The organism is Pseudoalteromonas sp. TB25, from assembly GCF_000497995.1.
Taxonomy (GTDB): Bacteria; Pseudomonadota; Gammaproteobacteria; order Enterobacterales; family Alteromonadaceae; genus Pseudoalteromonas; species Pseudoalteromonas distincta.
Genome location: NZ_AUTI01000182.1, coordinates 1 through 12,657, shown reverse-complemented (window position 1 = coordinate 12,657; position 12,657 = coordinate 1). Strand labels below are relative to the sequence as shown.

Annotated in this window: 10 protein-coding genes and 1 pseudogene; 6 read left to right on the top strand and 5 right to left on the bottom strand. The window is 38.3% G+C overall.

What is annotated here, in order from left to right:
• Window positions 1–723 (top strand): flavohemoglobin expression-modulating QEGLA motif protein (locus L652_RS0104245; protein WP_024603319.1); only part of this gene is annotated, 723 nt, incomplete at its 5' end.
• Between the two features lie 80 nt (window positions 724–803).
• Here the strand turns inward: L652_RS0104245 and L652_RS0104240 are convergent.
• From L652_RS0104240 to L652_RS0104225, 4 genes are read right to left on the bottom strand one after another with little or no spacing between them, the layout of a single operon-like run.
• Window positions 804–1,607, bottom strand: coding sequence for a DUF1338 domain-containing protein (locus L652_RS0104240; RefSeq protein ID WP_024595456.1), 804 nt, complete (start codon window positions 1,605–1,607; stop codon window positions 804–806).
• Window positions 1,608–1,642: 35 nt separating this feature from the next.
• Window positions 1,643–3,109, bottom strand: a complete 1,467-nt coding sequence (gene astD, locus L652_RS0104235) for a succinylglutamate-semialdehyde dehydrogenase (protein WP_024595455.1) — start codon at window positions 3,107–3,109, stop codon at window positions 1,643–1,645.
• Window positions 3,110–3,116: 7 nt separating this feature from the next.
• Complete coding sequence (gene astA / locus L652_RS0104230; RefSeq protein WP_024595454.1) at window positions 3,117–4,151, bottom strand: arginine N-succinyltransferase; 1,035 nt, start codon at window positions 4,149–4,151, stop codon at window positions 3,117–3,119.
• A 50-nt stretch (window positions 4,152–4,201) separates the two neighbouring features.
• Complete coding sequence (locus tag L652_RS0104225) at window positions 4,202–5,407, bottom strand: aspartate aminotransferase family protein (protein ID WP_024595453.1); 1,206 nt, start codon at window positions 5,405–5,407, stop codon at window positions 4,202–4,204.
• A 194-nt stretch (window positions 5,408–5,601) separates the two neighbouring features.
• Here L652_RS0104225 and L652_RS0104220 point away from each other — a divergent pair, with 194 nt between their 5' ends.
• Together L652_RS0104220 and L652_RS0104215 are read left to right on the top strand one after the other, a co-directional pair.
• Window positions 5,602–6,030, top strand: a complete 429-nt coding sequence (locus tag L652_RS0104220) for an Lrp/AsnC family transcriptional regulator (RefSeq protein WP_002958609.1) — start codon at window positions 5,602–5,604, stop codon at window positions 6,028–6,030.
• A 517-nt stretch (window positions 6,031–6,547) separates the two neighbouring features.
• On the top strand, window positions 6,548–7,717 hold the full coding sequence (locus tag L652_RS0104215; protein ID WP_024595452.1) for a cache domain-containing protein: 1,170 nt from the start codon (window positions 6,548–6,550) through the stop codon (window positions 7,715–7,717).
• Between the two features lie 59 nt (window positions 7,718–7,776).
• Here the strand turns inward: L652_RS0104215 and L652_RS0104210 are convergent, their stop codons facing one another.
• Window positions 7,777–8,709, bottom strand: coding sequence for a hypothetical protein (locus L652_RS0104210; protein ID WP_024595451.1), 933 nt, complete (start codon window positions 8,707–8,709; stop codon window positions 7,777–7,779).
• A gap of 386 nt (window positions 8,710–9,095) precedes the next feature.
• On the opposite strand from L652_RS0104210, the gene L652_RS0104205 reads away from it, so the two are divergent.
• The 3 genes and pseudogenes from L652_RS0104205 to L652_RS0104195 form a co-directional block, all read left to right on the top strand.
• A complete protein-coding gene (locus L652_RS0104205; RefSeq protein WP_024595450.1) occupies window positions 9,096–9,398 on the top strand; it encodes an isoamylase early set domain-containing protein in 303 nt (100 codons plus the stop codon).
• A gap of 9 nt (window positions 9,399–9,407) precedes the next feature.
• Window positions 9,408–11,402, top strand: a complete 1,995-nt coding sequence (gene malQ / locus L652_RS0104200; protein WP_024595449.1) for a 4-alpha-glucanotransferase — start codon at window positions 9,408–9,410, stop codon at window positions 11,400–11,402.
• Window positions 11,403–12,657 (top strand): annotated as a pseudogene (locus L652_RS0104195) (1,4-alpha-glucan branching enzyme); the annotation flags it as partial.

Below are 12,657 nucleotides of genomic sequence, written 5' to 3'. Positions count from 1 at the left end.
GAGGTGATGCTTAGCGATGGTATTGTTAGTGATGCAGCCGCAGGTGCTAATAATATAAAGCTTAATCAAGATGTTAAGTTTTCGCAGCGTGAACTTGATATCTTAGAAGTTCACGAAGGGTGGATACACGTCGGTACCACTCAAAATGGTTTAGCTCAGCCTTATTTAACGTGTTTGAGTAAAGGTACGCCAAGCTCTACTATTACCCAAGAAGGCTTAGCGGTCCTTACCGAAATTATTACATTAAAATCAACCCCAAGGCGTTTATCTAAATTAGTTAACCGTATTCAAGCCGTTACAAAGGTAATAGATGGCGCTGAGTTTGTAGACATTTACCGTGATTACGTAGCGCAAGGTTTATCAAAAGACGACAGTTACACATTAGCGCAGCGTGTATTTAGAGGCAGTACGCCAACAGGTTTGCCTTTTACAAAAGATATTGCTTACATTAAAGGCTTTGTACTGGTTTATAACTTAATACGCGTTGCAATACAGCTTGGTCGAATAGATAGACTTCCTTTATTACTGGTAGGTAAAATATCGATAGATGATTTTAGATTAATATCGCAGCTTCATGATTTAGGTGTAATAGAGAGTCCACAATTTGTACCACCACACTTTAAAGATTTACGCGGTTTGGCAACTTGGTTGAGCTTCGGTCGTTTTATTGGCGACTTGTCGTTTGAAAAGTTAGAAAACGATTATAAACCGCTATTTTTATAATTAATCAATATAACTTATCGACACATCGACATAAAAAAAGCCCATAACGGGCTTTTTAAAATAAGGTACTTTAGGTTTTGCTATCGAGCGTTCGTGCTTTCAAATATTTTGTCAGCTGAGGCTGCAACAAAACCAGTATAAAGCTCGCCGTCTGCTTTAGGGTAACGAATAGCAAACTCATAAAAGCAGCTAGGAATGCTCATATCACCGTCACTAAAGGTAACTGAGTATTCATCAGCAAGTGTTGACGATTGCTCTAGTAACACCTCTGGTGAGCCTTTAACCTCGCCGCCTGACGTGTTAAGCGAAAAGCCCGCGTCTTTTAGGGCTTGGTTAACATCATGAATGTTATCAAACTTAGCAAGCGTATTAATATTTACGGTAAAGTGATTGGTACGGTAACCCCACGCCGACATCCACGCTGCATATTCGCTTTCAGCTAGCAGTTGTTTGTAAGTATCGGTGCTTACTTGCCAATGCGTGCCTGAATATAAAAAGTTGTCTGCTGTAACTGCACTTTCGTCAATTTGACTTACCATATCTGTCACGATGGCTTGTAACTCTGGCGAGCATTTTTCTACTAATAGTTCAGAGATAAATACTTTTGGCTGATTAGGATCGCTATGCTCATAGTGTTTTGCGTAAAGTTTTTTAGCTTCAAAGTGGTACTCACCACATTCTTTGTAACCAATTGCTAAAAAGTGAGCGGCGAGCTTTTCAAGACCCACTTTTTCTATATTAAATGTACGCAGCGCAATATGATCGTTAATGATGTCATCTTTTTGCGTTGACCCTAAAAGGTCATGAATTTTATCTGCCGATGGAGTTACGTTTAAATAGTTTTCCCAAAGGTTCTCAAATAATGTGTTTACATCAGTATGCATGTTAAGTCCTTAAATCTAAAATTTGGTTTTATTGCTTATTCAATTACTAAGCCCGGCGCTAGGGTTTGCGGTAAGCTCACTTTGTCTGACTCCACAGATGCGACAGGGTATGCGCAATAATCGGCGGCATAGTATGCACTTGCTCTGTGATTACCACTGGCGCCAATACCGCCAAATGGAGCTGCACTAGAGGCACCTGTAATGGGGCGGTTCCAGTTAACAATACCGGCACGAATGCGCTTTAAAAAGTGAGTGTAGTCATCTTCACTGTCGCTAAGTAAACCTGCAGATAAACCAAAGCTTGTGTTGTTGGCTTCAATAATTGCGCTGTCAAAGTCGGTATAACGATACACTTTAATTAGCGGTCCAAAATGCTCTTCATCTGGCATGTCGGTAATGTTTGTTACATCAATAATGCCCGGGCTTACAAAACCTGTGCCTGGTTTTAATTGCTTAAGTTCAACAAGGATTTGTGCACCTTTTGAGACTAATTCACTTTGCGCGGCAACCATACCCAGTGCTGCTTTTTCGCTTATCATTGCACCCATAAAAGGCTGCTCTGTAGCAAAGCTGTCGTCTACAACTATGTTTTTAGTTGCGCTTATTAGCTTTTCTAAAATAGCATCGCCGTTGGCTGATTTTCCAATAAATAAGCGACGTGCACACGTACAACGTTGACCTGAGGTAATAAAGCCTGATTGAATAATATCGTGTACAGCGGCGCTTATATCGCTCACATCTTTTACAATAAGAGGATTATTGCCGCCCATTTCAAGCGCTAAAATTTTGCCAGGGTGTCCTGCAAACTGTTTATGTAATAAGTGGCCTGTGTTTGAGCTACCGGTAAAAAACAAGCCATCTATATCTTTATGAGAAGCAAGCGCTTTACCAGTTTCAATTTCACCTTGCACAAGGTTAATAACACCCGCTGGCAAACCTGCTTTTAACCAAAGTGAGAGGGTAAATTCTGCAACGTGTGGAGTCAATTCTGATGGCTTAAATACAACAGTATTACCGGCTAAAATTGCAGGAACAATATGCCCGTTTGGTAAATGCCCCGGAAAGTTATATGGGCCAAAAATAGCCACAACGCCATGCGGTTTGTGTCTAATAAACGCTTTAGCACCGGGCATTGGGTTTTCGGTTGTACCTGTACGCTCATGGTACGCTTTTACAGATATAGCTACTTTACCTGTCATTGCGCCCACTTCGGTGCGGGTTTCCCATAATGGCTTACCCGTTTCGCGTGCAATAATAGTAGCAAATTCTTCGCTGTGTTCTTTTAATTGTGCTGCGAAGTTTTCTAAAATCGCGATACGCTCTTTAAGTGGTTTGTCTGCCCATTGTAATTGCGCGGCTCTAGCTGCTTTTATAGCTGAATTTACTTGATCAGTGTTTGCGCCATTACCTTGCCATACCACATCGCCATTACTTGGATTGATTGACTCAAATGCTGGACCAAGTCCCACATGCCACTGATTATTAATTAGGTGTGTATTCATAAATTATTTACAGGCGGAAAAATCGCGCTGCATCTCCTTGGCTTAAATTAAGTGCCTTAGCCACATCTTGGCTAATGACGAGGGTATGTTTTGCATGATTGTAGTGTGCGTCTTTGGTAAATGTCGCTCTAAAGCCACTTACGCCTTGATTACATACGGCCAGCGTATCAGAGCTATTTTGTGATATGTGATCAAGCTCGCCAATCGTAACAGGGCAAACTTGAGAGTCGCGAATGCTGCGAATATTACCAAGCTTTGCTTCAACTGTTGGGCCTGCATCAAATAAGTCAACGTAGCCTCTGTGCTCAAAACCTTCCTTTTCTAATAGTTTTAGCGCAGGTTTTGTTTTTTCATGCACATGCCCAATCACTGCTTGGGCTTTTTTACTAAGCAAGTTCACATAAATAGGGTACTTAGGCATTAACTCGCTAATAAACACCTTATCGCCTAAGCCAACTAAGTGATCCGCTTGTGGAAATTCGATACTAAAAAAGTGCTCTTGTAGCCATTGCCAAAAAGGAGAATGACCGTCTTCGTCGCTAACACCGCGCATTTCTGCGATTACAGTATCGGCAAAACGCTCGCTGTGCTGAGCCATAAACAAAAAGCGTGAACGAGATAAAAATCGACCCGTTAGGCCTTTACGGCTATTTTCGCGCAAAAATAATGTACATATTTCTGAGCAACCAGTGTAGTCGTTACACATGCTTAAAATATCAACGGTGTTATATACATTTAAAGTAGGCGAGTGGTGTACTGTTTTACCCAAATGATAATGATATAAAGGCACCGATAAACCTACCGCGGCTTCTATAGCGGTTGTGCCAATAACGTCACCTGTTTCACTGTCTTCTAAAACAAATAAATAGCTTTCATCAAGTGGCTGGTTAATGTTTTTGGCAAAGCTTTTTTCAGCACGTTCAATTTTTTCTTTAAGCTGTGTATCGTCCACAGGTAAAGAGGTAAACCCATGACCGGATTCAATCGCTATTTGTTTAAGCGCGTCAAAATCATTGGCAGTAATAGGACGTAATACTTGCATTTATTGCTTGCTCCAATAGCACGCCATTAGGCGTGCTAATTTAAACTATATTAACCGTTTACTACGTCGCTAACGGCTTTTTCAAAGCGCGCTAAGCCTTCTTTAATATCTTCAAACGGAATAATTAAAGACGGTGTAAAACGAATTACATTCATACCCGCTACAAGATTCATCAAACCATTATTAGCACTGGCTATTAAAAAGTCGCGTGCGCGGCCTTCAAATTTGTCATTTAGTACTGCGCCAATTAATAAGCCTTTACCACGTACTTCGCTAAATACGTTATATTTTTCGTTAATTGCGTTTAATCCGTCACGGAATAATTGCTCGCGCTCTTTAACACCGTTTAGTACGTCTGGTGTATTTACTGTATCAAATGCCGCTTCGGCCACAGCACAAGCAAGTGCGTTTCCGCCATAAGTAGAACCGTGAGTACCAATTTTTAAATGCTCAGCAATAGGTGTACGAGTGATCATAGCGCCAATAGGAAAACCACCACCCAATGCTTTTGCCGTTGTTAAAATGTCAGGAACAACCCCTAAACCTTCATAGGCGTATAAATCGCCTGTGCGACCAACACCCGTTTGTACTTCATCAAAAATAAGTAACGCGTTATGTTTAGTACAAAGTTCGCGTACTTTTTTAGCAAATTCATCTGTTGGTGAAATAATACCGCCTTCACCTTGTAATGGTTCCATCATAACAGCACATGTTTTATCGCTGATCAGCGCTTCAAATGCCGCTATATCGTTAAAATCACAATGTACTATGTCAGCAGGTTTTGGACCAAAGCCATCTGAATAAGCCGCTTGCCCGCCCACAGTTACTGTAAAGAATGTGCGACCATGGAAACCTTTATTAAATGCAATAATTTGCGTTTTTTCAGCGCCATATACGTCCAATGCATAACGACGCGCTAGCTTGAGGGCTGCTTCGTTTGCTTCTGCACCTGAGTTTGCAAAGTAAACTTTATCAGCAAATGTTGCTTCAACCATTTTTTGAGCTAAACGAAGTGCTGGCTCATTGGTCATAACATTTGATAAATGCCAAATTTTTTCGCCTTGCTCTTTTAATGCTTTAACTAATGCAGGATGACAGTGACCCAAACAGTTAACGGCAATACCACCGGCAAAATCAATGAACTCATTGTTATTTTGATCCCAAACGCGTGAACCTTCACCACGAACTGGAATGATTGCTGATGGATTATAGTTTGGTACCATTATGTCGTTAAATAAGTCTCTTGTTACTTGCATTTTTACACCTAAATTTAATGGGCTTAGATAAAAGATTAGTTGCTAACTCAAAGAAGAATATAGCCTTTATTCTTCAGCAAACACGTTATTATTTCTTGTAGAGGTCATTATCGAAGGTTAGCTGTTAAAATTGCAGTGCTATTTTGTGAAAAATGATTAAAATAAAAGTCAAAATAACGAAAAAAATAACCATTATGATAACTCCACAAGACGAGAAACTACTTTCTGTACTAAAAACAAACGCAAGAGCGAGTATTTCTGATCTTGCACGAATGCTTGACTTATCTCGTTCAACAGTACAAAGCCGAATGCTCAAATTAGAAGAAACCGGTGTGATTAAAGGCTATAGCGTTGATTACGGTGACGACTACCTTAGTAAAATGGTATCAGCTCATGTGTCTATAAAAGTAAGACAAAAATTAACAACTAAAACAAACATTGAGCTTAAGCAAATTGATGCTATTTCACAGCTCTATGCCATAAGTGGTGAGTTTGATTTAATTGCAGTGGTCCAAGCTCAAAATTTAGAACAGCTTAGTCATTTGTTGGACGATATAGGAAATCTTGATGGGGTGGAGCGAACAACATCTTCTGTAATTTTAGAAACTAAATTTAAGCGCTAGGGTTGGGTAGTTCCTTTGTTTTTAGTCGTTAAGTGAACACTCGGTATACTTTAGGTCAATAATAAAAAGGCTAGGGTCTGTTGAACCTTCAAGGTTAAATTAACAGCCCCCAAAAGATTCTTCCTAGGCGCTATTTTCTCTTGGTTGCCTACATAGATGCAGGGTAGGGGAGTGAGCAGGGCGCGGAAGCTTTGCTCGGTTTTTATTTATTCTTACATGGATGTAAGCAATTAGAATAACGCAGGAGCAGTTATCGAGCACACTAGGTTATAAATCTTGCGCCGCAATTAAATAGCACCTAGTTTGAACAAATTTTTATCCACAAAGATAAACAGACCCTAGATATAAATGCATTAATTTAAATATTTAAGCGTGCTTTTTATAAGTTAATAGCAATAAATCATAGATTTAAATATTGAAGCTATTGATAAGGTACAAAATTTTGTAAAGAAAATTAATACTTTTTTATATGCATGACTATACTTGTTTTAATTTGTACATTATTTAGCAATGGATTATGCCCGCATATCTTTTCACTCTTTTGTTAGGTTTGACTGGGCCTCTCCAGTTTGGGACAAACTTACCCACCACAGCTCCTAATAATGCAGTCAACCAAGTCGAGTGTATTTTATTTGAAATGGGAGCGCCTTTTCAGCTACAAACCTTGCCATGGTTACGTGCACGTCGAGAAGTAAAGTTAGAGCGCTTAGATGGATATTTCACAACCCATTTAATGCCTGAAATGAAAGCTTATGGACGTATATCATCCCCCATTTTTTTAGAAAGCTGGTACTGGTTCACTCACCCAGAGAGCATTAATAAACCAAAAAATAAAATGCGTTATGGTGCAGTAAGAGGAAGTTATCAAGCAAATTGGTTTAAAACTCAGAATATTATTGCTGAGGTAGAAGTAAATTCATTAGAAGAAATAGTAAATGTAATGCACCATAAACGGATTGATAGAATCCTACTTGATTTAGACGATTTTGAATTAGCAGCCTCTAAGCTAGGGATCAATAAAGACGAGTACCAAAAAGAATTTTTTAGATATGTACCTTTGGGATTATTTGCTTCGCATTCACTTATCAAACGCCTTCCTGAATTTATGCAGCAGTTCGATGAAAATATAAATACTTGTGCGCAAGCTCCATTTTCACTATCAAAAAGTGAAGAAACGCAAATACTTGATAGGCTCTACAGTAGCGCTAAAACCTTATTAAACTTACCTAGTTTAGTCGAAGAAGTTCAAATAAGTAATGAGTCTCCTTTGAGTGAGCCTGAAATTATGAAACGAGACCAGTTATGGATAAAAGAAAGTAAACACGTTGGGCATGCTGATGGGTTAACTATGCTTGATTTACCGTTATCTAAGGTATTTAAAAAATGGCAATCGCAGTTTAAAGGTGTTGTTACTGAGCTTATATTGACTGATGGCCAAGGAAAAAATATAGCAATAAGTAAGTTAACCAGTGATTACTGGCAAGGAGATGAGAATAAGTTTACTAAAATATTTAAACAGTCAAAGGACTATAACTTTGATAGCGTTACATATGATGCATCAACACATCATTTTCAAGTACAGCTAAGTTTTCCTGTTTTAGATGATAATAATAGTCATATTGGAGTGTTGATTTTAGGTGTTGATGTAGAAATAGCACTCCATTCGTCAAACGAAAAGAGTAACTAACTCGATACCTTTTACATAAGTTAGCTAAGCTTTGGAACTTTTGCTTAGCTAACATTATATTATGGATGTATTTTTTCTGAGGTCGGCTTTTTTCTTATAATTTCTTTTTTGGCTTCATCAAGCTTTATAAAATAAGCATTACCGCCAATACCTTTAAACTCTTCATCTGTAAATACAATAGTATTGTCATCAAAAAAAGTGACAGCTTCTTTTTGAGTTACTATTCCTAAGTCAATTTTTGATACATCGCCAGAAAAAAACTTATCACCCTCAAAATTTTCGAATAACCAAATACTGGTTGAATCAAGTAATATCAGCTTTTTACGATCAGGGCTTAAAGCAGCCGATGTTATCCAGCATAGCTTTTCTAAAGTGGTACATGTTTTAAATGAATCTATTAACTCGGCTTTAAAATTAGCAGCATGATCGCCCACTTTATAAACCTTAGTAATACCATCAAATGGCTCTGTGCGGTTTTTAGTAAATAAATATAAGTGACGTCCTAGAGCTACAAATGCCTCTAAATCAAAATTACGGTTATTGGGCTTTATAGGACTGCCATCCATTTCGGGGTAGGTAAACTTAATTATTTCTGCTTGAGTCGTATCTGTTTTTATATCTATCGGGTTTTCTATTTTATAAATAGTGAGCCATCTACGATCGTTTTTGTTGTTACCAAAATCGCCTAAAAAGAAGTGCCCAAATTTGTTTTGGGTCATGTCTTCCCAATCAATGTTTTTAGCGTTTTCAACTAAAATTTCTTTAGCAATAGAACCGTCTTTATTGAGTCTGTATAGCTTTGGTTCATTGCCTCCGTCGTTAATAGCCCATAAACGTTGCTGTTTATCAAATTCTATTCCTGATATTTCTTTTAATTTAGGGTCAACTGAAATTTCTTTTTTACTGTATAGGGTATAAATTGAGGTACCAATAAATGCAGCTACAACTAAAAAAATGATGGTGGTAGTTATTAAAATGGTTTTTTTCAACATGAAATTAATGATATTTCAGAGTATTAGAATGATGTGTATTATCCATGATGAAGTAATATAAAAAAAGTAATTTAGGATTTTAAATTTTCTTCGGATATTTGCAGCTATAAATATTTATATATTGAACTAATGAGGTTTTTAATAGTTTGTTGGTTTGAATATTGCTCTGTATGTTAAGTATCATTTAAAGCGTATTGTATATAAGGTTAATGCACCTTTTTGGTGTAATTGAAATATTATTTGCACTGTAATAAAGCGTAAATAAAGTTTTGTTTAACTAATAACACGTTTAATGATTTTTAGATGGTTACCACATCGCCTTTTTGTTTAGTTGTATGGCCTGTGGCAAAGATTAAGTACCCTTTTTGGTTTAGTTGGAGCCTGCTATGTTGAATAAACGTTTTTTTAAAACAAAAGATGAAGCTGAAGTTACTTTTGAATTTTCTCATCCAGAGGCAGAAGAAGTTTGCTTATTAGGTGAATTTAATGATTGGAAACCAGTGCCAATGAAGCTTTATAAAAAACAAGGTGTGTTTAAATTTAAGCAACGCTTACCTATCGATCAACAATTTCACTTTCGTTATCTGATTAATGGAGACATTTGGGATAACGACCATCAAGCTGACGGTTATATCGGCAATACATTTGGCACAGAAAACAGCATAGTAAATACTCAACGCACTAATTAAGGCGATTCAATGGATGCTCTTTCGCAGTTGTTTTACCTGCATGGTATTGGCTTTGAATTCACTAAGTATACAGGTGAACAGGTATTTTTTAGCGAAGAAACGCGTAAACGTGCTTTGCAATGTTGTGGTGTTGATACAAATAATGAAGCAGGAATAGCTCAACTAACTTATGATTTAGATGCATCGCTTTGGCTTGCTTTAGTACCTAGTGTGAGTTTAGTTGAGCAAAGTACATGTTTGTTAAAGCTTCGTATAGATGAACGTCAGCAATATTTAGCCGCTAATATCGATGTCCCTTCACTTGGAATGCATTTAGCATTTGATAACCTTTATAACTTGGCTGTCACTGGTGAATATTACTTGCATGGCGTTCGCTATATTGAGCTGGCACTACCCATTGGTAATATGCCAATTGGCTATCATGACGCTAATGTTCAGGTAGGTGAGCAACACGCTATTACACAAATTTGGTGCGTGCCTGAGCAAGTCTATCAAGTGGGAGACACAAAGCGCACTGGATTATCTATTCAGCTTTACACATTAAAAAATAGAGCGAATTTTGGTATTGGCGACTTTGACGATTTATTAGCGCTTACAAAACTATGCAGCTCCCAAAACATGGATTATATATTACTTAATCCACTGCATTTGTTATTTGCTGATATGCCAGAGCGAGCCAGTCCTTATAGCCCTAATAGTCGCGCTTTATTAAATCCTCTTTATATTTCTATCGTACTAAGCGAAGACGCAATAAATAACGAAAACCTTGACGCCATTATGCAGCAAGATGATGTCGCTGCACTTATTAAAAGTAATGATCAGTTTATAGATTATGAAAATGTAAGCCGTATAAAGTATACGTTATTTGAAGCGCTTTATAATCAGTTTGAATTAACGGCAAGTGATGAGCGTCGCCAAGCGTTTACTGATTTTTGTAATGCTCACTCTACTACGTTAAATACCCTCGAATCAGATAACCTAACATTTGCTTATTACCTGCAATGGCAAGCGCATATGCAACTTGCACTGTGTCAAAAAAGTTGCGCAGAGAGAGGCATGGCTATTGGCTTAATAAACGACTTAGCTGTTGGTTGTGCTGGCGATGGGGCTGAATTTAAAAACCAGCAATCGCTGTTTAGCCAAGGTGCAAGTGTAGGCGCTCCACCCGATCCATGGGCTGAAGCAGGTCAAAATTGGGGCCTCCCAGCCCTCAATCCCCAAAGCCTTAGTAATAATCACTACCAATTCTATCGCTCGCTCATTCGGGCAAACATGCAAAATGTAGGTGGACTTAGAATTGACCACGTAATGGCTATTAGGCGCCTATGGTGGTGCTTTGAAAGCAATAGTGAACAAGATGGCTGTTATGTTTACTACCCGTTTGAGCACTTACTCGCCATTTTAAAAATTGAATCACATATTAATCAGAGTATTGTTATTGGAGAAGATTTAGGCGTTGTGCCGCCAGAGGTAAGGCAGGCTTTGGCATCTAGCGGTATTTTTTCTAACAGCTTATTTTATTTTGAAAAACAACACAGTGGTGAGTTTTTATCGACTGATGAGCTAGCAACACAGTGTTTGTTAATGATAGCCAATCATGACGTACCGCCTTTTACAGGTTGGTGGCAGCATGCTGATTTAAATATTAAGCAACAATACAAGCTTATTACTTGCAATGAATACGAGCAATTAAAGCAACAACGAATAGAAGAGCAACATAGGATACTACGATTTATTAATCGCCATACCAATACAACCGAGCTTCTATTACATAGTAATTCAGTCGAAGTATATAACGCACTAGCATTATGTTTGGCGGGTTCTCAATCGCGTTTATTTGCAATACAAATAGATGATTTAGATGAGCAGAAGTATCCGGTTAATATCCCCGGGACAGACAAAGAATATCCTAATTGGCGACGTGTATTAACGCATACCAGTGAAGAAATTTTTACCAAAAATGCCTCACTTTTAGCTGCTATCGATTCAATAAGGAAAGGTTAAATGAGCAGTACAACTAATGAAAATAGTTACGATGCACAGGTGCATGCATTAAATACAGGACGATTTAAAGACCCATTTAGCTTTTTAGGGGCACATAAAACGGATGCTGAGGTTGAAATTCGTTTTTACTTACCTTGTGCAATAAGTGTGAGTGTTACATTAAACAATAAAAGTATTAAGGCGCAGCGCTACCAACAAAGTGACTTATTTATAGTCAAAGTTGATGCGCTGCCCACTGCGCCATATGAATGCATTGCTCAGTACACAAATAGCAGCACTACCTTTTATGATGAATACAGCTTTGAAAGCACACTTGACGCAGAGGCAATGTATTTATTTAACGAAGGCAGCCTTGAACATGCGTACTCTCATTTTGGTGCACATTTTAGTACTCAACAAAATGTAGAGGGTGTGCGCTTTTGTGTATGGGCGCCTAATGCTGCAAGTGTCTCTATTATTGGTGAGTTTAATTTTTGGCAAGCTAATCGCCACTTTATGCGTTTTCATCCTGCAAGTGGTGTATGGGAGCTATTCGTACCAGGCCTTAAAGCCGACATGTGCTACAAATTTGCAATTACCGCCCAAAGTGGAGAAGTACTCGAAAAAGCTGACCCCTATGCATTTAAAATGCAACAAGCACCGGGTACTGCAAGTGTACTGCAGTATAAACCAGAACCTATAAAGCTTGGCGAGCAGGCACTTCAAAACAGACAAAAGCGTAATCATATTGATGCGCCAATTAGTATTTATGAAGTGCATTTAGGCTCATGGCAACGCGCTGAAAACAACCGCTATTTAAGTTACACAGAGCTTGCTGACAAACTGGTTAGCTACGCCCTTGAAATGAATTTTACTCACCTGCAACTTATGCCAATAAGTGAATACCCGTTTGATGGTTCGTGGGGGTATCAGCCTGTTGGTTTATTTGCACCTACCAGTCGTTTTGGCGATTACAACAGCTTTAAATACTTTGTAGAGCAATGCCACAAAGCTAATTTAGGTATTTTACTTGATTGGGTGCCTGGGCATTTTCCTAGCGATCCGCATGGCTTACATCGATTCGATGGCACCCATTTATATGAACATGCCGATAAGCGCCAAGGTTTTCATCCTGATTGGAATACCTACATTTATAACTACGACCGCCCTGAAGTTAAAAGCTTTTTGATTTCAAATGCTATGTATTGGTTACATCAATTTGGTTTAGATGGTCTGCGTGTAGATGCCGTAGCCTCTATGTTGTATTTAGATTACA

Coding starts and splice junctions, on each gene's coding strand:
- L652_RS0104240 (WP_024595456.1), bottom strand. CDS start 1,607: ATGCATACTGATGTAAACACATTATTTGAGAACCTTTGGGAAAACTAT.
- astD (WP_024595455.1), bottom strand. CDS start 3,109: ATGAATACACACCTAATTAATAATCAGTGGCATGTGGGACTTGGTCCA.
- astA (WP_024595454.1), bottom strand. CDS start 4,151: ATGCAAGTATTACGTCCTATTACTGCCAATGATTTTGACGCGCTTAAA.
- L652_RS0104225 (WP_024595453.1), bottom strand. CDS start 5,407: ATGCAAGTAACAAGAGACTTATTTAACGACATAATGGTACCAAACTAT.
- L652_RS0104220 (WP_002958609.1), top strand. CDS start 5,602: ATGATAACTCCACAAGACGAGAAACTACTTTCTGTACTAAAAACAAAC.
- L652_RS0104215 (WP_024595452.1), top strand. CDS start 6,548: ATGCCCGCATATCTTTTCACTCTTTTGTTAGGTTTGACTGGGCCTCTC.
- L652_RS0104210 (WP_024595451.1), bottom strand. CDS start 8,709: ATGTTGAAAAAAACCATTTTAATAACTACCACCATCATTTTTTTAGTT.
- L652_RS0104205 (WP_024595450.1), top strand. CDS start 9,096: ATGTTGAATAAACGTTTTTTTAAAACAAAAGATGAAGCTGAAGTTACT.
- malQ (WP_024595449.1), top strand. CDS start 9,408: ATGGATGCTCTTTCGCAGTTGTTTTACCTGCATGGTATTGGCTTTGAA.